The 21,677-nt window shown below is 28.9% G+C and carries 16 protein-coding genes, 1 tRNA gene and 1 pseudogene; 6 read left to right on the top strand and 12 right to left on the bottom strand.

What is annotated here, in order from left to right:
• Nucleotides 1–15: 15 nt before the first annotated feature.
• Nucleotides 16–90 (top strand) — tRNA-Glu (locus L8W40_RS05820).
• 190 nt (nucleotides 91–280) lie between these two features.
• Here the strand turns inward: L8W40_RS05820 and L8W40_RS05815 are convergent.
• The 6 genes from L8W40_RS05815 to L8W40_RS05790 are packed head-to-tail and all read right to left on the bottom strand — an operon-like array spanning nucleotide 281 to nucleotide 5,180.
• Entirely contained in the window at nucleotides 281–907 is a 627-nt protein-coding gene (locus L8W40_RS05815) for a trimeric intracellular cation channel family protein (protein WP_220566464.1), read from the bottom strand.
• Nucleotides 908–936: 29 nt separating this feature from the next.
• Complete coding sequence (locus L8W40_RS05810) at nucleotides 937–1,980, bottom strand: Cj0069 family protein (protein ID WP_133319003.1); 1,044 nt, start codon at nucleotides 1,978–1,980, stop codon at nucleotides 937–939.
• 54 nt (nucleotides 1,981–2,034) lie between these two features.
• The gene (aroC, locus tag L8W40_RS05805) at nucleotides 2,035–3,123 is read right to left on the bottom strand and encodes a chorismate synthase (RefSeq protein ID WP_263664908.1); all 1,089 of its coding nucleotides are present in this window, start codon (nucleotides 3,121–3,123) and stop codon (nucleotides 2,035–2,037) included.
• A complete protein-coding gene (gene rnc, locus L8W40_RS05800; protein ID WP_263664907.1) occupies nucleotides 3,120–3,788 on the bottom strand; it encodes a ribonuclease III in 669 nt (222 codons plus the stop codon). Before rnc ends, aroC begins: the two co-directional genes overlap by 4 nt.
• The gene (gene rnhA, locus L8W40_RS05795) at nucleotides 3,781–4,221 is read right to left on the bottom strand and encodes a ribonuclease HI (RefSeq protein ID WP_263660658.1); all 441 of its coding nucleotides are present in this window, start codon (nucleotides 4,219–4,221) and stop codon (nucleotides 3,781–3,783) included. Before rnhA ends, rnc begins: the two co-directional genes overlap by 8 nt.
• Nucleotides 4,218–5,180, bottom strand: coding sequence for a hypothetical protein (locus L8W40_RS05790; protein ID WP_263664906.1), 963 nt, complete (start codon nucleotides 5,178–5,180; stop codon nucleotides 4,218–4,220). The genes rnhA and L8W40_RS05790 overlap by 4 nt, the downstream gene beginning before the upstream one ends.
• Nucleotides 5,181–5,254: 74 nt before the next feature.
• Here L8W40_RS05790 and dnaG point away from each other — a divergent pair, with 74 nt between their 5' ends.
• On the top strand, nucleotides 5,255–7,042 hold the full coding sequence (gene dnaG, locus L8W40_RS05785; protein ID WP_263664905.1) for a DNA primase: 1,788 nt from the start codon (nucleotides 5,255–5,257) through the stop codon (nucleotides 7,040–7,042).
• Nucleotides 7,043–7,107: 65 nt separating this feature from the next.
• A complete protein-coding gene (locus L8W40_RS05780; protein WP_214135261.1) occupies nucleotides 7,108–8,091 on the top strand; it encodes an MnmA/TRMU family protein in 984 nt (327 codons plus the stop codon).
• A gap of 25 nt (nucleotides 8,092–8,116) precedes the next feature.
• Here L8W40_RS05780 and L8W40_RS08150 read toward each other — a convergent pair whose 3' ends face one another.
• Both L8W40_RS08150 and L8W40_RS05770 read right to left on the bottom strand, forming a co-directional pair.
• On the bottom strand, nucleotides 8,117–8,557 hold the full coding sequence (locus L8W40_RS08150; RefSeq protein ID WP_240379699.1) for a methyl-accepting chemotaxis protein: 441 nt from the start codon (nucleotides 8,555–8,557) through the stop codon (nucleotides 8,117–8,119).
• A gap of 1,082 nt (nucleotides 8,558–9,639) precedes the next feature.
• Complete coding sequence (locus tag L8W40_RS05770) at nucleotides 9,640–10,197, bottom strand: hypothetical protein (protein WP_263664904.1); 558 nt, start codon at nucleotides 10,195–10,197, stop codon at nucleotides 9,640–9,642.
• 372 nt (nucleotides 10,198–10,569) lie between these two features.
• Between L8W40_RS05770 and L8W40_RS08145 the strand changes: the two are divergent.
• Nucleotides 10,570–10,790 (top strand): annotated as a pseudogene (locus L8W40_RS08145) (hypothetical protein); the annotation flags it as partial.
• Between the two features lie 16 nt (nucleotides 10,791–10,806).
• Here the strand turns inward: L8W40_RS08145 and pbpC are convergent.
• Together pbpC and L8W40_RS05755 are read right to left on the bottom strand one after the other, a co-directional pair.
• Nucleotides 10,807–13,011 (bottom strand): penicillin-binding protein 1C, encoded by a 2,205-nt coding sequence (gene pbpC / locus L8W40_RS05760; protein ID WP_263664903.1) that lies wholly within the window; start codon nucleotides 13,009–13,011, stop codon nucleotides 10,807–10,809.
• Nucleotides 13,008–18,293, bottom strand: a complete 5,286-nt coding sequence (locus tag L8W40_RS05755; RefSeq protein WP_263664902.1) for an alpha-2-macroglobulin family protein — start codon at nucleotides 18,291–18,293, stop codon at nucleotides 13,008–13,010. Before L8W40_RS05755 ends, pbpC begins: the two co-directional genes overlap by 4 nt.
• Before the next feature lie 100 nt (nucleotides 18,294–18,393).
• Here L8W40_RS05755 and L8W40_RS05750 point away from each other — a divergent pair, with 100 nt between their 5' ends.
• Both L8W40_RS05750 and L8W40_RS05745 read left to right on the top strand, forming a co-directional pair.
• A complete protein-coding gene (locus tag L8W40_RS05750; protein ID WP_220567078.1) occupies nucleotides 18,394–18,756 on the top strand; it encodes a hypothetical protein in 363 nt (120 codons plus the stop codon).
• 31 nt (nucleotides 18,757–18,787) lie between these two features.
• Nucleotides 18,788–19,102 carry a hypothetical protein gene (locus L8W40_RS05745; protein WP_133319015.1) on the top strand — a complete coding sequence of 105 codons (315 nt, stop codon included), beginning with the start codon at nucleotides 18,788–18,790 and terminating at the stop codon, nucleotides 19,100–19,102.
• On the opposite strand, the gene L8W40_RS05740 is transcribed toward L8W40_RS05745, so the two are convergent.
• Nucleotides 19,099–20,970, bottom strand: a complete 1,872-nt coding sequence (locus L8W40_RS05740) for a mechanosensitive ion channel family protein (protein ID WP_133319016.1) — start codon at nucleotides 20,968–20,970, stop codon at nucleotides 19,099–19,101. The two genes, L8W40_RS05745 and L8W40_RS05740, sit on opposite strands and share 4 nt — an antisense overlap.
• Complete coding sequence (locus L8W40_RS05735) at nucleotides 20,967–21,605, bottom strand: carbonic anhydrase (RefSeq protein WP_133319017.1); 639 nt, start codon at nucleotides 21,603–21,605, stop codon at nucleotides 20,967–20,969. Before L8W40_RS05735 ends, L8W40_RS05740 begins: the two co-directional genes overlap by 4 nt.
• Between the last annotated feature and the right edge of the window lie 72 nt (nucleotides 21,606–21,677).

Here is a 21,677-nt window from a genome sequence, read left to right as displayed (position 1 = left end):
CTTATTTAATGTTTTGGCCCATTCGTCTAGCGGTTAGGACATCGCCCTTTCACGGCGGTAACACGAGTTCGAGTCTCGTATGGGTCACCACTCTTTTAACTCCTAAATAAAAATAGCATAAACAATAGTTTCAATATTTAAGCTTAATATAAATTTAATATATCAAATAAATATTCTAAAATAAAATATAAATAAATATTGCTTACTAGCAAAGCTCGCAGGGATTTTATAAAAACATTGTAAATAACAAAACTTGCATTTTAAAATCTAAAAAATAAAATTAGCTTTCTTTATTTTCTCCATCTTTAAAAGAAAATATAGGCAAACTTAAACCATAATGTATCGCTAAAAGTCTTGCTATAGTTCCTACAATCAATGAAGCAAGAATTACCCATAATTCATCTATGCCTAAAATATGCAATATATAATACAAAGCTCCTGTTAATATGGCCACACCTGCATAAATTTCTTTTTGAAATACAAGTGGTATCCTAGCACATAATATATCTCTTAATATCCCGCCAAATACACCTGTAATCACAGCTGAACTCACAGCCACTATAAAACCATACCCCATTTCTATTGCAATTTGTGCCCCTAAAACACTAAAAACAACCAAACCTATAGCATCTAAAATTAAAAAAAGTTTTTCAAGTCTTATAACATATTTAGCAATTTTTGTTGTAATCATAGCCGCAACACAAATCAAAATGACATATTCAGGAGTTTTAATCCAAGTTAATGGATGATGATCAAGTAAAATATCTCTGATAGAACCTCCACCAATAGCTGTTACCAAAGCTATAAATATCACTCCAAAAAGATCCATTTTGTGCCGTCCTGCAGCAATAGCCCCCGTCATTGCATCAACAGTAATTCCGATAATATAAAGTATAGTTAAAAGCATAATGAGTTAAAACCCTTGTTAAACAAGGGTTAATTTTTACTCACGATATTAATGATATTTTGAGCTACTTTTTTAGCAATAGGCTCAACAAATTCAGCAGGAGAAGTAAATCCTACGCAAGAGCAGTTAATCTCACCTAAAACATATTTATCTTTACCATTTTCATCTGTGTCTAAGATAAAATCGGCAGTCCAAATTAAAGGAATATCGTAATTTCCAAGCTTTGAACGAATTTCTGGTAAGGTTGCTAAAAACCAATCTATCAATTCTTGCCAATCTTTTGGCTCATCATATCTATATTTTGCACCTGAAAAGAGTGTAGCAGAGAATGCATCAGCACCTTCTGCAGGCTTTTTATGCACTACATAAATTGGAGTATGATAAAGCATTAAAATTCTAATTTCACCTTCTTTAATACGCGGTAAAAAAGTCATATCTACAAGCATACCATTATCACCCACAATGTATTGCTCACAAAAATCCATAAATTCACCAAGCTCTCTTTCTTCTGTATGATTGTCTTTTGCTTCTGTGCATTTGATTTTTGCATTTAATGGCACACTTGTAGTCCCTGCTGGCAGTTCATCTATTAATCTCACACGCCAAATTCCCTCACCTGTTGAACCACGATTTTGCTTCAAAACCCTCTCGCCTTTTGCTAAGGTTTTTACAAAACTTTCTTTAAAAGTTTTAATATCATAATACGCATAAGTATCTTCAGGCACTAAAGCTGTTTTATTAAGCTTAGTAAGTGCATCTTTAGCGCCATATCCTATCATCGCATCAGGATGAGGCATACCTATAACACCATTTGCACAAAGTTTTCTTAACATATCAAAGTATTCATTTTCTTCTTTTAAATTTCCTGGGTTAATTCTAGAAACATAAGCATCAGCATTGTTTTTTACATATTCATAAATTTCGTCTTTTTTTTCAACTTCAAAAAAGATAACCTCAGCGTTCCAACCTTGCTCTTTTAAAGCATTTACCATAGGCATAGTGTCTTTTCTATGGCCATCTTCACCTTTATCGCTACCACCTCTAACTTCAAAAAATACGATATTTTTTTTCATATTGCTCCCTTTTTAAAGATATTTTATCATCATATCAAAATAAGTATTAAATTTTTATTTATTTTTTCCATAAATACATTGTAAATTTTGCAAATTTGAACTTGCATTTAAAAGTAAAGCATCGGCCATGCATATAGCTACCATAGCATTTACTACAACACTACCTCTTATACCCACACAAGGATCGTGTCTACCTTTTAACTCATATATGATATTTTTTCCTTGAATATTTTGTGTTTGCTGGGATAAAAATATAGAAGGGGTTGGTTTAAAATATGTTTTTATATCGATAAAATTTCCATTAGAAATTCCACCCAATATACCTCCGCTATGATTACTTAAAAATACTCCATCTTTTAACTCATCATTATTTTCGCTTCCATACATATAACTGCTTTGAATGCCACTTCCTATTTCTACAGCCTTAACTGCATTTACACCCATAATCGCATGAGCAAGTTTAGAATCAAGCTTATCATACAAAGGCTCACCTAAGCCTATGATAGGGTTTTTCACTCTAGTAAAAACTCTTGCACCTACGCTATTTTTAGCATTTTTAGCCTTTAAAATTTCATCTTTAAAGTTTTGCTCTAAATTTTTATCTAAAGCATAAATTTCACTATTTTTAGCATAATTAAAATCGAACTCATCATTACTAAGTTTGCTATCAATACTTCCTACCCCAAAAACTCCACTCATTATTTCTATATCAAACTCTTTTAAAAGCATACAAGCTAACGCCCCTGCTGCCACTCTTGCTACACTTTCTCTAGCGCTAGCTCTTCCACCACCTCTATAATCTCTAATGCCGTATTTGTGATAATAAGTAAAATCAGCATGTGCGGGACGAAACACATCTTTTTCATAATCTTTTGAGCGTGTATTTTCATTATACACCAAAACACTTATAGGAGTTCCTGTTGTATAACCCTCAAAAACCCCGCTTAAAACTTGAGCTTTATCTTCTTCTTTTCTAGGAGTGCTAAATTTATTTTGACCTGGTTTTCTTTTATCTAGCATTTCTTGCAAAAAATCAAAGTCAAACTTTACCCCTGCTGGCATACCATCTATCACACAACCTATAGCTTGACCATGAGATTCGCCAAAGCTTGTAAATTTAAATCTTTTTCCAAAGCTATTCATAGTTTTCCTAATTTTTCAAGTGCTATTTTGGCACATTGTTGTTGGGCTTCTTTTTTACTACCTGCTATAGATCTTGCTACTTCTATACCTTGAATTTTTACTGCAATTTCAAATTGCTTTTTATGATCAGGTCCAAAAGCTTTCATCACTACATACTCAGGTGTGCCTGCCATATTTGCTTGTGTAATTTCTTGAAGTCTTGTTTTATAGTCTTTAAATAAACTTTGTGTATCAATATGTGGATAAACTTCATTGAGTAAATTTAATGCTATGTTTTTAGTTTTTTCAAAACCTATTTCCAAATACAAAGCTCCCATTAAAGCTTCAAAGGCATCAGAAAGTATAGAAGGTTTATTGCGTCCATCATTATTTTCTTCTGCAATAGACATAAAAATACATGCTCCAAGATCAAGTTTTTGTGCTAAGGTTGCAAAAGATTTTTCATTTACCAAAGCTGCCCTAAGCTTAGAAAGGTTTCCTTCTGAATCTTTTTGGAATTTAAAAAACAAAAACTCCCCTACTACTAAATCCATCACAGCATCACCCAAAAATTCTAATCTTTCGTTATTATAAGGCTTTTTATAGCTTTTATGTGTCAAAGCTTCGATGAGCAATTGCTCATTTTTAAAATAATAACTTAATCTTTCTTGGAGTTTTTTAAGCATTTATCAACCTTTCTTCTTGGAGCTTTAAGGCTGCATTTCTTGCTAGCTCATCACAACGCTCATTTAATTCATGGCCATTGTGTGCTTTGATCCAAAAAGCAGTTATTTTATGATCTTTAGCAACATTTAAATACTCTTTCCAAAGATCAATATTTTTTTTACCTTTAAAATCTTTTTTTATCCAACCTTCAAGCCATTCATTAATACTTTGCACCATTAAATTTGAATCTGTGTATAATTTTACCTCACATGGCTCTTTTAAAGCTTTCAAAGCTTGTATAATGGCCATTAACTCCATACGATTATTTGTTGTATTCTCACATGCCCCACTTTGTTCTTTTTGATGATTTTTATAAGTTAAAACATAAGCCCACCCTCCAAAACCAGGGTTATTTAAACACGAGCCGTCTGTATAAATTTCAATATTTTTCAAGCTTTTACCTCATAATAAATCTCGCATTTTCCAAATTCATAACAAAATGGACAATGATAAAAAAACAAAGGACTTTGATTTTTGCAATTATTACACACATAAGTAAAGTTAAGATTAGCACTTAGCTTATTATCATTTAAAATTTTTAAAATTTTTAGTTTATGATTTTTTATAGGAATAGATTTTGTACTTAAATTTTTTGCATAAAAAAACTCATGGTATTTTTCATCTTCAAGATTAAACGGGCTTTTGCACTCATTAAGCAAATCAATAACATTTTCAAATTTAGGCATTTGAGTAAGTTTATCTTTATAGTGTAAAAAACAAAATCTTAAAACATACTCATTATCTTTGCTAAAAATTAAAATTTCTTTAATCTTTTGCTTTTGCTCTTTAGAACTTGATTGAATTTTTAAAGCCTTTATCAAAGCTTTTTCTGTATATATATTTTCTCCAAGCTCAAACAAACATTCTAAAACATCTAAAACCTTATCATAATCTTTAAGTTTTAAATACACAATTTTTAAAAGTTTTAAGCTTTCTTTATTGCGTGCTTTGATTTTTAAAGCATTTAACAAAGCTTCTACACTACGCTCTAAAAATCCTGCTTTTAGATAAACTTGTGCTAATGAAAAAAAGATAAATTCTTTTTGGTTAGCCTCATTTGTCTTTTGCAAAGCTATGAGATAAATTCCCACAGCTTTTTCAAATTCACCACTTTTGGTAAAAATTTGAGCTAGGAAATTTAAATTTTCTATACTTAAATTGGCATTTTTTAAAATCTGCTGATGAGTAGAATTGATTTCAAATTTTTTTACAAAACGATCAAGCTTGCTTTTTTGATCTTTGCTTGCAAAAAACCGCCATATATAATGTGAGCTAGCAACAATAAAAATCAAAGCCGTCAAAACAATAAGACCGAATAAAGGATCGCGGTATTCTACAAAGAAAAAATCCATAATCTTGCAACTTAACTTTCAAATTTATAACAATTATAGCTAAATGCTTATATAATTTTCTTTAAGGTTTAAATATGATAGAACAAGCAAGTATAGAACAACTTTTACAAAAAACAGATATTGTTGATATTATAGCTCATTATGTTGAAGTAAAAAAACAAGGTTCAGGCTATGTATGCGTTTGTCCTTTCCATGATGATAAAAATCCTAGCATGCATATTAATTCTATTAAAGGATTTTATCATTGTTTTGCATGTAAAGCTGGGGGCAATGTTTTTAAATTTGTAATGGATTATGAGAAATTAAACTTTGTTGAAGCGGTAGAAAAGGTTGCTTCGTGGAGTAATTTTTCACTTACTTACACCTCACAAAAACAGAACAATAAAAAATCTATCACTCACATCTTACCTACTCTTAATGCTTTTTATAAACAAAATTTAACAAAAAACAAAGAAGCTTTAACTTATCTTTATAAAAGAGGTTTAAATGATGAGGATATTAGAACCTTTGAGCTAGGCTTTGCACCAAGTTCTAATGAAACACTAAGACTTTTACAAAATGAGCAAATCACTCAAGAAGAAGCCTTAGAGGTTGGCGCAATAAAACAAAATGAAAATGGTGCTTATGCAAGTTTTATCAACCGCATTACTTTTAGTATTTATGATCATAAAAATTTACTCATAGGCTTTGGTGGTAGAACTTTAGATGAAGCAAATATGGCAAAATATGTTAATTCACCTCAAAGCAAACTTTTTGATAAATCACGCGTTTTTTATGCACTCAATTTAGCAAAAGATACCATTTACAAACAAAAAGAAATGATAATTTGTGAAGGCTATATGGACGCCATAGCCTTTCATAAGGCAGGATTTAAAAATGCTGTAGCAGTTTTAGGAACAGCTTTAGGTGAAAATCACATACCTTTGATAAAAAGATTAGAGGCAAGAGTGATTTTGTGCTTTGATAATGATAATGCAGGACTTAATGCTGCCGTGCGTTCAGCACATTTACTAAGTTTAGCAAAAATTGATGGAAAAGTAGTTTTAATAGAAGGCGGGAAAGATCCGGCTGAACTAGTGGCCGCTCATCAAGAAAAATTGCTTTTTAATATTTTAGAAAAAGGTATAGAACTTGGAGAATTTTATATAAGAAATTTGATCACAAATTTTGATTTAAGCTCAGCACTTAGTAAGCAAAAGGCTTTAGAAGAGGTACAAAAATACACTTTTAACCTTGAACCTTTAATAGCAAATTCCTACACTACCTTAGTAGCAAATCTTTTGGGTGTAAATGTTAATGATATAAAACTTTCTAAAAATACTAGACAAAATATAAATTTTTTTACTCCTACAAAACAAAATAAAATCAACAACATAAGCGAGTTGGAGCTTTTGAAATTTTTATATGAAAATCAAAAAGCCATAGGACTTTTTAAACTTTTAAGTGCAAAAGAATATTTCTTACATCAAGATATTGCTAAGGCTATTTTAGAACAAAAAGACTTTAATGATCCTAGCATAAGAGAACTTTATGAGATCGAAAATATTAAAATTTTAAACAATTTAGAAGAATTTTTATATGCTATTTGCAAAATTAATTTTGCTCATTTTAACAAATTAAAAAACTTAAATTTAAAACAAGCCTTTAAAAAGCAAATTTATAATTTGCTCAATCAAAATTTAGAAAAAATCAAAAAAAACTATCAAAATGATGAAAATTTTTTTAATCATTTAATGGAAGTTTTAAAAAATGTCCAATTTTTAGATGATGAGGGAAGTTTAGAATTATTTTTAAGTAGATTACAAAAAAATATAAAAGATAAAAAAGCAATTCATTATAACTTTGAAGAAGAAGTTTTTTAAATAAAAACTTACATAAAAATTAAAAAATATTCACTACAATATGCCAAAAATTTCGAAAGGAAAAAATGAAAGCATTAGCACTTTTTAGTGGTGGCCTTGATTCTATGCTTGCTATAAAGCTTATAAGCTCTCAAGGCATAGAGGTAAAAGCTTTAAATATCAATATAGGCTTTGGTGGCACAAGCGATAAAAGCGAACTCATGGCAAAACGCGCTGCTATGGCAGGGGCTAGTTTTGAAATGATAGATGTAAGAAATGCTTATTTGCAAGAAGTTTTATTTAATCCTCAATATGGTTATGGAAAACATTTTAACCCTTGTATAGATTGTCATGCTTTTATGTTTAAAACCGCTCTTTCTATGTTAAAAGATGAAAATGCAAGTTTTATCATCACAGGAGAAGTAGTTGGTCAACGCCCTATGAGTCAAAGAAATGATGCTATGGCTAAGGTAAAAAAATTAGCACTTGATGAAGAAGATTTAATCTTGCGTCCAATGTGCGCTAAAAATTTACCTTTAACTAAACCTGAGCGTGAGGGTTGGGTTGATAGAGAAAAGTTAGAAAACATAAGCGGAAGAAGCAGAAAAAGACAACTTGAATTAGCTGCCAAATTTGGTTTTGAAGATTTTGAAAGTCCAGGTGGTGGATGTTTGCTCACACTTGAGAGTTTTTCAAATAAAATCAAAGATTTTATTAAATTTGATAAAAATATGCAAGTTAATGATGCACAACTTTTAAAATATGGACGCCACTTAAGACTTCCAAATGGCTCTAAAATGATAGTAGGTAGAAATGAGCTAGAAAATCAATTTTTAAAAGAATTAAAAACTCAAAAATATGAAGAATTAAAACTCTTTGATTTAATCGGTGCTTATTCTTTGGTAGATGAAAATATCAATCCGCAAGATCTTGAACTTGCTCTAAGCATAGCACTAACTTATGCTAAAACTCAAAATAATACAAAATACAAAATAGGTTTTAAAGATAAAATTTTCCAAAGTATGGCTTTTGAAGATAAAAATAAAATTCAAGAGTATTTTATAAATTAAACTACCCTTAAAAAGGGTAGTTTTTTTAGAATTTCTTTCTTCTAACTTCTGCTACAATATCAGCCGACATAGAATCAACTTCATTTGCTACAGAATTAGTTGCATGTGCAATTTGTGAGTTTTCTTTAGTTAAACCATCTATTACTGAAACAGATTGATTAATTTGTGAAATTCCTAAAGCTTGTTCTTTAATACTCTCACCCATTTCATTAATAGATTGAACTAAGATATTAGTATTAGCTTCAATCTCACCTAAAGACTTTTGAGTTCTTTCTGCTAAGTTTCTAACTTCATCAGCAACAACAGCAAAGCCACGACCATGTTCTCCTGCACGAGCTGCTTCAATAGCTGCATTTAATGCAAGTAGGTTAATTTGATCAGCAATATCTCTAATAACATCAGTTACATCTTTAATATCGCTACTTTGTTTAATAACCTCTTCAGTTCTTGCTGCTACTGCGTTCATAGAAGCACTCATTTCTTCAACAGCAGCTGCGCTTTCTTGTAAAGAATCAGCTTGTTTTTGCGCGCCATCATTAAGCTTTAAAACACTCTCTTTTAAAGCATCAGCTTTAGTTTGAAGCATTTCCCCTTGTTTTAATGAAGCTTGAAGCATTTTTCTTATTTCTTCTCCGACTGCATTAAGCGATTTTTCTATCTCACCATCAGCATACTCAAGTTTATCTGAAAAATCAAGATTTTTAAAACTTTTAAAAACTCTTTCTATTTCATTTAAATCTTTACCAATTTTCATTTGCATATCATCAAGCATTTTATTTAATACTTCTTTTAATTCCACAAGTTTTGGATTAACAGGATTTGCTTTTATTCTTTGAGTAAAATGTCCTTTTTCTATATCACAAGATACTTCTAAGATATTTTGCACAGTTATGTCATCTTTTTCTAAACAAGTATGTATATATTGAACATTATCATTAATCATTAATGCCATTTTTCCAAGTTCATCATTATATCTAGGAATTAAAACCTCAACGGTTGGAAGCTCATGATTTAAGTATCTAAAAAATTTCATTAAATGATCTTGAAGTCTTTGTACTCTTATAGAAACTATTCTTTTTACTGAAGTACCAATCACAACTACTATAACAATTATCGCTATAATAGAATTAATCAAAATAATATTTCTTAAATCCACAATAGAAGCATATACAGATTCATTTGGGACAATAGCCAACATAGCCCAATAAATTCCCGTATTTGGCCATATTTCAAATACTCTTATAGCACCATGATATTCACTACCATCATCTGCTTTATAATCAATAGCTCCTGCATGGATAGTTTTTTGTGCTTCTATTATATGAGCTGTATTTTTATTAACCTCTGTAATCTTTTTTGTAACAAATTCAGCATTTGGATGCGTAGCTATAACACCATTACTTGCTATTAAAATCCTTCTTGCTCCTTGATAAATAGATCTTGAAGAATCATTTAAAAAATCAGCCGTAGGTTTAAGATCAAAAAGCATACCAACAACACCTATAGCCTTTCCTTTTTTATCTGCAATAGGTGCAGCTACATGAACACCTAGAAATTTATTTCCATGTATGTTATACCATCTTGGTTCTCCAAAATATAACTTACCCCCCCCATCAAATTTTTTATAGCATTCGTTTTAGCAATCTCTTCACTTGCTGCTAAAGTTTGCATACCGCCAGCATTGTTAATATCTACATCTCTCATTAACACCATAAATTCATTATTATTTGAAAAATATTTTACATCAACACCCAAATTTTTATATGCAGTTCCGTCTTTTAAATAATAATAACCATAAGCTATATCTCCATTTGCATCAATGGCTTCTCCGAGGATATTTTCTATCCTTTTTGGGTTTATAGCACCTTCTGAAATAAGATTGTTTAAAGTTCTTTGTGTACCAATAGTACTGACGAATAAAGACCTAATGCTCGCTTCAGCTTGATTTCCATAACGATGCACAGAAGCTGTGAGTGTATTTTCTATTTGTGTATTTAAAATAGCTGTGGATCTGTTTATAATCAAAAAAGATAAAATACTTAAGATTAAAACAACCGTTATAATAGCTATTGCAACTATTTTAGCACCAAGACTCCAATTACGCATTTTTTCTCCTTTAGTTAATAAATTATAAATTTTTATAATTATAAAAACTTTTCATTAAATAAAAATTAAAATTTATTAAAATATTAAATATTTTATAAACAATAAAAATTATCAAGTTAAAGCTAAAGAATTGAGTAGTTTTTACAAATAAAAGAAGTTGAAGATTTATTTAAATGGATGAATGAAAATGCCAAATCACCTCGTTGGCTGAGCGTAAATGGAATAGATTATGATGCAGCTTATGTTAAAATTTTTCACACAAGCAAAAGCATAGATGAGTTTAAAGAAAAATACCTTGAGCTTCAAAATACATACTTTGTTGATTTTAGCAAAAAGATTAATGAACCTCAGGAAACTTTAGAAAAAGACAAAGAAAAATCTTTCAAACCTATACAAGGTGAAAGTAAAAATAAAGAAACCTACAAAGATGATAATGCAAAAAATGAACTTATAAAAAACTTTTAAAAAATAAATTTAGCACAAGAGAAGAATTAGAAATTCTTTTTGGTATGAAATTTAATGATGATGTGGGAGAATTTAATCAATTTCTTTCTCAAAATATCACTCCAAAAATTATAGATATTAAAGTTTAAAAATATTTTTATAATATTAAAATATATTAAATTTTATAAAATCATTAGAGCCATTTTCACTAATAACATTAATAACATATTTACCTTTTTTTAAATCCAAAAATAAACTTTCTTCTTTTCCTTCAAAAATCAATTCTTGATTTAAATACCAAAAAAGTTTTTCTTTTTTAGGGTTTATAAGTTTAATTAACAATTTTTGCTTACTTTTTAAATCTTTTGGCAAAATGATATTAAGATTATTTAGCGGATATATGATTTTTAAATTTTGATTAGAGCTTTGTAAATTTTGCTTTTCTTTTGCAAAAAATGCTTGTGCATTGGAAGGTAAATTTAATATAATCTTTTTCTTTGCATGGATGAAATTTTCATCTAAAGAATCAACTTCTTTATTTTTATACATAAAAACTTCTTTTAAAAATGGTGAAGTTCTTAAGACATTTGCACTTTGCGGGTAAAGCACTTCTTTAAAGTCAAATTTATAATCATATCTATATCCTGTTTGATTTTCAATTTTGATAGAAACTAAATCATTAGGCTTTTCAAATTCTAAATTAACTCTCTCAAGTAAGGCTAAAAGTTCAAAAAACAATTCCCCTGCTATGCTTACACCATATAAATTTGCATTTGCCTCGCCATTAAAATTTCCAACCCACACTCCTAAAGTGTATTTTGGAGAAGTTCCTATAGCCCAGGCATCTTTTCTACCATAACTTGTGCCTGTTTTCCAAGAAATAATAGTATTAAAATCATATTGTCTTAAACCTGCTCTATCTAAATCCTTTAAGGTTTGTAAGGTTAAAAAGCTTGCTCCATCACTAATAAGCTTTTTATTTTCTTTAGTAAATGCATTTTCTTCATATAAAAGCTCTTTAAAATTTCCATAATTTCCAAGTCCTAGATAGATTTTTACCATATCTTCTAAACTAAATTCTTTTGTGCCCAAAATCAAAGAAAGTCCGTATTTTTTAAAATTTTCATCTTCAAAATCTAAAATATCTTTGAGCTTATAAAAAAACTTCTCATACCCATATTCTGCAAGTAAGCTTACAAAAGGAATATTAAGTGATTTTTGCAAAGATTCTTTTGCACTAATAAAACCATGGTATTTTTTATTTGCATTTTGTGGAGCAAAGTTAGAAAAAAATGTAGGTACATCAAGCATTAAAGATTCAGGTACTATAAGTCCCTCATCTATGGCAAAAGCAAAAAGCAAAGGTTTTAAGGTTGAGCCCACACTACGCTTTGCTATCACCCCATCAACTTGACCAAAACTTGCAAAATCATAAAAATCATTAGAGCCTACATAAGCTAAAACTTTATTTGTTTTGGTATCTGCTAACAATATAGCTAGATTTTTTATGCCTTTTTGTTGTAGTTTATAAGAATATTCTTTAGCTTTTTCTTCAAATTTAATTTGAATTTTTTTATCTATACTAGAAACGATTTGTTCTTTATCTGCTAAAAGCCTACGCGCTAAATGTGGAGCTAAGTTTTTCCTTGTTTTAAAGCTAGGAAGTTTTTCAGCCTTTGCAAGAGTTAAAATATCTTTAGAAAAATATCCCTTTTCAAAAAGCCTATCAAGCAAAGCATTGCGTTTTTTTAAAAGTCTATCTTTGTTTTTTTCAAGATTAATTAAACCTGGATTATTAGGAAGCACAGCAAGCAAGGCTGCTTCACTCCAAGTAAGATCTTTTAAATCTTTTTCAAAATAAAATAAACCCGCACTTGCAACACCTACTAAATTTCCTCCATAAGGAGCATTATTTAAATAAAGTCTTAAAATTTCTTCCTTATCATAAGCGTTTTCTAAAGCAAAAGCTTTGATGATTTCATTAAATTTATTAAAATATGTGCGTTTGTTTTGCTCTAGAAGTTTGATTGTTTGCATAGAAATTGTACTTGCGCCACTTCTTTTACTTGAAAAAATATTATTTTTAAAAGCCCTTATAATCGCTAAAAAATCTACTCCATAATGAGAATAAAAATTTTTGTCTTCATATAAAAGAACTGCGCTTTTTAATTTTTGCGGTATAAACTCACTCTCTAAATGCCATTGTTCGTTAGAATCTAAAAATACACTAAGAATTTCTTTATTTTTATCAAACAAAACCTTACTATAAGTGCATTTAAATAAATCCTTGCTATCAAAGCTAAAATAAATTAAGCCTATGTAAAAACATAGGCTTAAAAAGCATATTGCAAGGCTTATTTTGATTTTCACTGCACTACTTTAACTCTTTTACTCTCACTTAAAGCTCTATAAGCATTATCATACATTGCTTCAGCATAAGCTCCACTCAAAGTATAAACACCTGGAGTAACAGCACTTAATTTCACAAAAAATTCTCTTGACTCATCAGAGTATAAAGGAAAGAAATACATGATTTTATCATCTCTTATATCTACAAAATCATAATAAGAATTTTTCACAAAATCAGGAGTTTCATCATCTAAAAGATCATGTACTATCTCCCATCCACTTGGTAAAATTTGAGTTAAAGCTATATTAGAAGTGCCCGGATAATTTTTATTTGATATTTTTAATTTCATATAAAAAATTTGAGAGCTTTTTATAGCACTTTCATCTATTTCATTTCCATTTTCATCATAAAAACTTCTTTCTATATACATACGCTGTGCAAAAGGTTCGACAATACCTTTTTTAATTCCCTCTACTCCAAAATGCACATAAGTATCTTCTTTAGCTTCTATCAAAGCGCTGCCTTGATTAAACTCAAATTTAGAAAAACTTGTATTGAGCTTTTTACTCTCACCATTAATTTTTACACTTGCATTGATAGTTTTAGGATTTTCATTACTAAAGCTATTTGCCAAAGCATATAAAGCATAGCCTGTGCTTTGAGTGCTAAGCCAAGCTTGGCTTTCTAAAGTTTTTTTAATATCATCTAATAATTCATCATTATTTTTACCATAAATTATTTTATACGCATTTGCAATAATAGCTTCATCTCTTAGAAAAGATCCATAAGTATGAGTATAATTAGCTTTTTCATCAGGCTTTGTGCTTAAATTTTTAGCTATATTTAAAGCTACCTCATCAAAACCTGCTAATTTATAAGCTGCACTAAGTTGCCAAAGACTTACATTGTTTAAGCTTTGCAAATAAGTACTATCTTCATAAATAGCATTCATTATGCTTAAATTTGGCTCTTTGGCTAAAGCTAAAAGATATAAAGAATTTATTCTAATTTCTTTATTTGTTTGAGCTTTTAAAACATAGCGTTTTTGATAATCAAGCCATGCTTTAAACATTCCCTCGCTCACATAATAGCCTCTTTCTTTGGCTAAAATCATAAACATACCCGCATAATTACTTCCCCAAGCATCAGAATCTTTAAGTCCTTGCCAATAAGCAAAACCACCATTGGCAGTTTGAAAATTTGCGTATTTGCTTAACAATGCATTGATATTGTTAATATTTTTTTGTTCATTTGATCCTTGATCAAGTTTTTGCAAAAAGAGTTGCGGTAAAACCGCTGAAGTACTTTGCTCTATACATCCATAAGGATAATTTTGCAAGTATTTTAATCTATGATTTATATTTAAAATAGGCTTAGAACTCACACTTAAAAACGCCACTGGATTGATATAATCTTGTGTGATTTTAAACTCCATAGAAGTATTTGCAGGAATTTTAAAAGATTTTCCCTCATAAGTAATCGTATTTAGTGCTTTTATATCAATTTGAGTATTTTGAGTATAGGTGTAATCTTTTGCATTTAAACTTAACTCTATTTCTTCTACTCCAAGCTTGCTTGAATTTACTCTTGTGTTAATATAAATATCTTTTGTTTTTTCATTACCAAAATCAATTAAAATTTCATCTTTTTCAAAATTTATGAGTGAATTTTTTGTTTTTAGTTTAAGTTTTGCATTTTTTACATCATCATCTACTTTAAATACCTGCACTAAAAGCTTAAACTCATCATCAAGTCTTAAAACCCTTGGCAAAGTTTCAAGCATTACAGCAGGTGCGCTAACTTGGATATCTTTAGAAGCACTGCCAAAACCTGCTAAGTTGTTCGCCACTACCATAACTCTAACCGAACCTAGATACGAAGGCATATTAAATTTTAATTTTGCATAACCATTTTCATCACTTTGCACTGGCTCTTGAAACAACACAACAGGTTTAAATCGTCTTGCTTTTTCATCGTTTTTACTTTTATTTGCCCTACTTTCTAAGAAAACATCACCACCTGTAGTTAATACCTTGGAAGCATTAGAAATATTTTTAGCAATGATTTTATCATAGGTATCATATATGCTCATATTAAAGCGAATTTTTTGATAAAAATATCCCCAAATATCTGGAGTTTTAAAAGCATTCACATCAAGCAAACCCTCATCTACAATAGCTATGGTATAAGTATAACTTTGCTTGTTTTTACTTTGAATTTCTACTTCAAAATCTTGTTTTGGCATGATTTTATTCGGTACTTTTAAATCAAGCTCGATTTTACTTTGTTCATCTACTACATTCAAAGGCACTACACCAAAAAGTCTTAAGGCTCTATCGTTAGTGTATTGATTATAATCTTGAAGCAAAATCACACTCACATACACATTTGGCTTATATTCTTTAAGAATAGGAATTTCAACCTTTGTAATATCTTCATGCGTATCTATCACAAAGCGTTTTAAAACCTTTACATTATCATTTAAAGTAACGATGGCTTTTGCACCCTTAACACTTTCAAATTCAATAAAAGCTGTTTCGTTTGGCTTGTATTCTTTTTTATCGCTTTTTATTTTTAAAGAACTCACTATATCAGCATTACTTGGCGCACCAAAACTACTAATATAAAAAAACTCTCCTGTACTTGTTTTACTTTGTGTATCTTCAAGCTCTATAAACATTTCACCATGGTATTCTTTGGGATCAAATTCTATTTTAACCGGTTTATCCTTACTTAAAATAGTTCCTTGGGTAATGATTTGCGTGTTTTTATCTTTTTTGAGTGATTTTAAAAAATCATCATAATTATCATAATCCCACCACCAAGAATAATCATTTGCATAAATAGTATATTTAATCTCCCTATTTGCTATCAAATTCTCATCTAAATCACTCACAATAGCTTCAAAATTAATTGTAGAACCCGAGCTTAAATAGTGATTTTTCAAACGCTTAATACCCACAAAATACTCATGTAATATCACTTGTGAATTCACAAGCGCTTCAACCGATCTTGAACCTTTTTCAAAAACCCTAGCTCTTATGTTAGCTTCAAGATTATATGGAGTATTTTTAAAAAAATCTTTTAAAGCAAATTCTTGCTTTACAAAGCCACTTTCATCTAAAATGCCTTTTAAATTATCTTGATATTTTTGCACTAAAACACTAGGATTTGAAAAAATATATTCTGGATATTTTGAATTTTTATATTCTTTTTTACTTACAAATAAATCAGCTTGATATTGTAAATTACTTGCTGGTGTTCCAAAAAGATATTTTGAGCTAATATTAAAATCTAATTTTTCATTTTCTTTTATACTTTTTGGAGCTTGTATAGATAGTTTTATACGATTTGGCACTATATTTTGCACTAAAATTTCTTTATCAAAAATAGCATTTGCAAATTCTACTCTAGCTAAATACACTCCACTTAAAGCTTGTTGATCAAGTGAAATCTTTTTATAAAAAGTTCCATTGCTCAAAGGATCAAGTTTAATTTTATCTAAAAACTTTTTGTTGCGTGGATCAAAAAAACTCAAGAATATAGGGTGATTAACAGCTCCTTTATCATTTCTTGCAACCATAGTTAAATGTATATCATCACCTGGTCTATAAACCCCTCTTTCTGTGTAAATAAACACTTTGTTTTGAGAATTTTGCTCTAAACCATCTACATCAAAACCATCATATAATAAAGGCGAACTTAAGCGTAAAATAGAAGCTTGCTTATCTTTTGAAGCAATGATAAATAAAGCTCTTGACTCATCAATATCATCAAAAACAGCCAAACCATTATCATCGCTTGTCTTAGAAGCTAAAATTTGATTGCTTTTGCTAATTATATCAACCCTAACCCCACCTAAAGCCTTTTGTGTGGTAAAATCTCTTACATCGACAAAAAGTTTTTTATTTAAATTTTGAGCAATTAAAGCTATATCTGAAAAAATCAAATTTTTACTAATCTTTGCTTTTTGATCAAAAAATCTTTGCTTTTTCCAACTCTCCATACCCTCATCAAAAACATAATCAATATCTTCTTCTTTAAAATAAAGCTTAACTATAAACACACCACTTAAATCTTTTAAACCATCTAAAGCTATCTCATTTTCTTGCCATTGATTTTTAACATTTTTAATATCAAAGTCTTTTTTTAATACTACTTCACTAGTATAATCACTCTCTGAAAAAATATCACTATCATAATCACTTAAATTTTTAGCACCTTGAAGATTTTTATATCTTAAATATTCACTTAAATTATTTGAAAATACCTGATGAACTTCTAAATGGATCTTTTTAATATTTAAACTTTTAAAAGCTATTTTTTTACTCGCTTTGCTAGATAAAAATACCCCTTGATTTGTAAAACTTATAGCAGGCTCATAGTCTTTTAAACTTACTTGAGTTTTATAGCTTTCTTTTGTACTAATTCCATCAGCGCTTTTAATCCCTTGAGCAAGTTGAATTTCATAAGTTTTATTTGGAGTAAAATTTCCTATGAGCTTGATTTTATTCCCAAATACCAATGCTTTAAAATCTACTTTGGGTGTAATAAAAATCAACTCTTTTAAATTTTGATCTTGCGAAATACTTTGAGAAAAAAGTAATTCTATGTTTTTATTGATTATATTTGCATTTTGAAATACAAATTCGTTCTTTGCAAGTAAAATATATTCTAAATCTATATTTTTCTCTAAACCTAAAATTTCTTTATCAAAAACTACTTTTATATTAGTGTTTGTATTTTTAATTTTTAATGGCTTAGAATACACACTTGCTATATCATCTTGGATGATAATTCTATCTATTTGAATTTCTTTTTCTTGTGCATTAATTTTTACAGCTTTTAACAACTCATCTTTATCAAAAGCATAAAAACTTTGAACATTTAAAATCAACACACTCTCATCATTTGATATATTTTGAAAATATCCTTTGACATCTAGTTTTTCAAAAGGAGTTTTTACTTTTAATTGTACTTTTTCATCAGCTACAATATCATTTAAGTCTATAAAAATATCATAATTTTGATTTGCTTTTAAAGAAGTGTATATGTTTAATCTTGTGGAAGTTTCAAGTTCATACTTTGCTTTTATTTTTTGATTATTAATAACAATTTCTCTTTCTTTTACAACACCTATGTTTTCTGTAATGATATTGGTATTAAATTCTATAAAAATACTATGCGTATTTTCATTAAAACCATAAGATCTTATAATAGAATTCTTATCTTCATTTTTAGAACATGCAAACAACAAGCTTGCAAGCAAAAAAATAAAAAAATAATGTAAAAATCCTTTCATGGGTATCCTCTTTTTGGTAAATTTTTCAAATTATATCTAAATTCACTCTTGCTTCACTCAAAAAATTATATAATTCTTACATAAAAATAAAGGAGAAAAAATGAAAAAGAAAATCGCTGCATTATTAACAACTTTAAGTCTTTCAAGTCTTGCTTATGCAGATGGAATTTATGGTGTTATAGTAGATGTAAATGATGGTGCAAAAACTATTCTAATCGATACCACCTATGGAGAAAAAATGAATATAAAAATTCTACCAAATACAGAAATTGACATGGATGATTGTGGTATTTTTGGTATGGATAAATATGGCACTTTTAGAGATTTAAAAGTAGGAACTTTTATAGAAGCTGAAGTTTTCCATGGCTATACTCAAACAACACCAAATCCACAAACGCCAAATCAAGTTCAAAATATAACCGCTAAAGAAATTAAAATAGAATGCAAAAAAAGAGCTTATTAAGCAAAATAACTCCTAAAAAGGAGTTATTTTAATGCGTTTTTTTCTTATATTAATTTGCATTAGCACTTTTGCATTTGCTTATAAAATTCAAGGTATTTTAAAAAACACTACTACACATACAATAAGTATTCAAACAAGTTTTGATAATAACTTAATTATTACCATTTTACCCCAAACACATATAGATATTTATAACTGCGGAATTTTTGGTAGCAATAAAAAACAAGCCAATGTACAAGATCTAAAAAAAGGAAGTCTTGTTAAAGTTAAAGGCAGTAAAAATGGAAGCATTATCATTGCTGAAAAAATTATAGTAGAGTGTGATGATCAAAGAAGAGCTTATTAAGATAATAACTCTTCTTTATCGTCTTTATTGATTTTTTCTATATAAAGACTTTGTGAAGGAAATGCAAAACTTAGTTTATTTCTTTCGACAATCTTCATTAATTCAAGTAAAATACTTTGTCGTGCTTCTCTAAAACCTGCAGCATCAACTGCTTTAGTATAAAAATATACTTCTATATCAATAGAACTTGCGCTAAAGCCACTCACAGCCACATAAGTATTATTTTTATATCCTTCTAAATCATTCACTGAAACTAAATTTTGTCTATATCTAGCGCGGGTTCCACCATGATTTAGCGCACTATCATCAACTTGGGCTATCAAAGGACTAGTAGCTAATAAATATCTTATATCTTCTACACATTGCTCAAGTTGTTCAGGTCTTGCATCATAAGTTACACCTATAAATAATTTTACATGGCGTCCTATTTTTCTTTTACTCCAATTTTTTATATTAGTTCCCATAATAGTTGAATTTGGTAAAAACACCAAAGAATTATCAAAAGTTCTAATAGTAGTTTTTCTAAGCCCAATTTCTACTATAGTTCCTTCTATACCTGAAATTTCAACCCAATCGCCTTGATTAAAGCTGTTATCAAAAAGCAAAAGCACAGAAGCAAAGAAATTTGCAATAATATCCTTAGCTGCCAATGCCACAGCCAAACCACCAATACCTAAAGATGCAATCAATGCTGAAATATTAAATCCTAAATGTGATAAAACAAATAAAACAGCTATTACTATAATAATAAAATATAAAATTTTAATAATTAAATTAACCACTTCGCGTTTGCCACTTTTTTCAGCAAGCTTTGCCACAATTACCATACCATAACTATCAAAAATATTTATCACAAGCCAAGCAGTTAAAATAACATAAACAATTGATAAAATATTACTAATTCTTATATCTACAGGTGCAGGATAGTAAAAAATAGTAAAACAAATTCCAATAGCATAAGCAAACAAAAACCAACCCACTGGTCCTTGGAGCTTTTCTAAAAAGTGAGTTTTTATTTCTACATTTTCTGAATTTTTTCCAAATAAATGTATCAATACAAAATACAAAATTTTTGCAAGATAAAATTTTAAAGAATAAAACAAAACAATGACAATAATAGAAATAACTATTTTTCCAACATTTACACTACTAATAGAGGTTTGTTTATTAATATAATTAATGGCATTTTGCAAGCCCAAGCCCGTAAATAAAAAATTAGTTTCAAGCAAATTTGCATTATTTCTTAGATATACCAAAATTTCATTATATGACTTGATGGTATTTCTTAAATTATTTTCACTAAGCTCTAAAGTTCTAAGTTGAGTAATATCATTAATTTTCTCTTTATCTAAAGCAAAATTAAAAACTATATCTTCTTTTAATGAGTCAATGCTTTCATCAATAATTTTTTTTATTTTTTGACTTTGAGCACCTTCGATAAAAACTTTTTCTAATTCAAATATACAAAGATAAAAATGTTCTGCAGAGGTTAAATTTAAAAGTTTGATTTTATTATCCACATAATCATAATATCTTTTTTTAGCTTGGGCATTTTCAACACTTTTTTGTAAAGCATTCTTAGTTTTTAAAAAATCTTTTGCTTCTTTATCATCAATCTTTTGAGATACCATTTTTAAAGGTAAAGTAGTCAAAAGAGCTGTTTTTTGTTTTTCTATTTCTTTGATATTATCTTGAAATTCGGTGCTATTTGTATCACCGGTTTTAAAACTTTCCAAAAGTAAATTAAGCTCTATATAATCTTGTACCAAAGCAAAAATACTATTCTTATCCTCTAAAGCATTTTTTTCCTGTGCATTCAAAGTGCTGATAAATAAAAATAATAAAATAATATTAACAATCTTTTTCATACTTTTTTCACCCTCTCTTGTATTAAAACAAAATTTTCAAAATTAAAATCATACTCATAAATTTCACCCGTTTCTATGATGTAATACCAAGCATGAAGTTCTATTTCTTTTTTATTTAAAGCTTCTTCTATACCTGGATAGGTTAATAAATTTTGCAAAGAATTAACCAAGTTCATTTTTTCAGTCATCCAAGATCGCATGGCTAAATCACTGCCTGCAACTTTTAAAACCTTATTTTTAATAGGCTCGAGCAAGGTAAGCCATTTTCTCACATTCGGCATACTCTTTAGCTCATTTTCATTTGCATATAAAGCCGCACAGCCACCACAATTACTATGTCCGCAAACTATGATATTTTTTATATGTAAAGAACTAAAAGCATACTCAATAGCTGAAGTAGTTGCCAAAAAATCATCTCCTACTCTATAAGGTGGAACTATATTGCCTATATTTCTTACAACAAAAAGCTCTCCTGGACCTGTATTAGTAATTAAATTTGGTATAACTCTTGAATCAGCACATCCTATAAAAAGTGTGTGGGGATTTTGTTTATTTTTTAAACTTTCAAAAAGTTCTGCATGCTCTTTAAAATCTTCTTGCATAAATTTTAAAGCACCCTCGATCAAGTCTTTCAAAAAAAGTCCTTTTTTGCATTTTAATAAAGCATTATACTAAATTATTTTTACTTAAAATAAATCTATAAATTT

This window comes from Campylobacter sp. IFREMER_LSEM_CL1846 (assembly GCF_025772105.1).
GTDB classification, from domain to species: Bacteria; Campylobacterota; Campylobacteria; order Campylobacterales; family Campylobacteraceae; genus Campylobacter_D; species Campylobacter_D lari_D.
The sequence above is the reverse complement of the archived record's forward strand: the minus strand, read 5'-3'. Positions and strand labels throughout refer to the sequence as shown.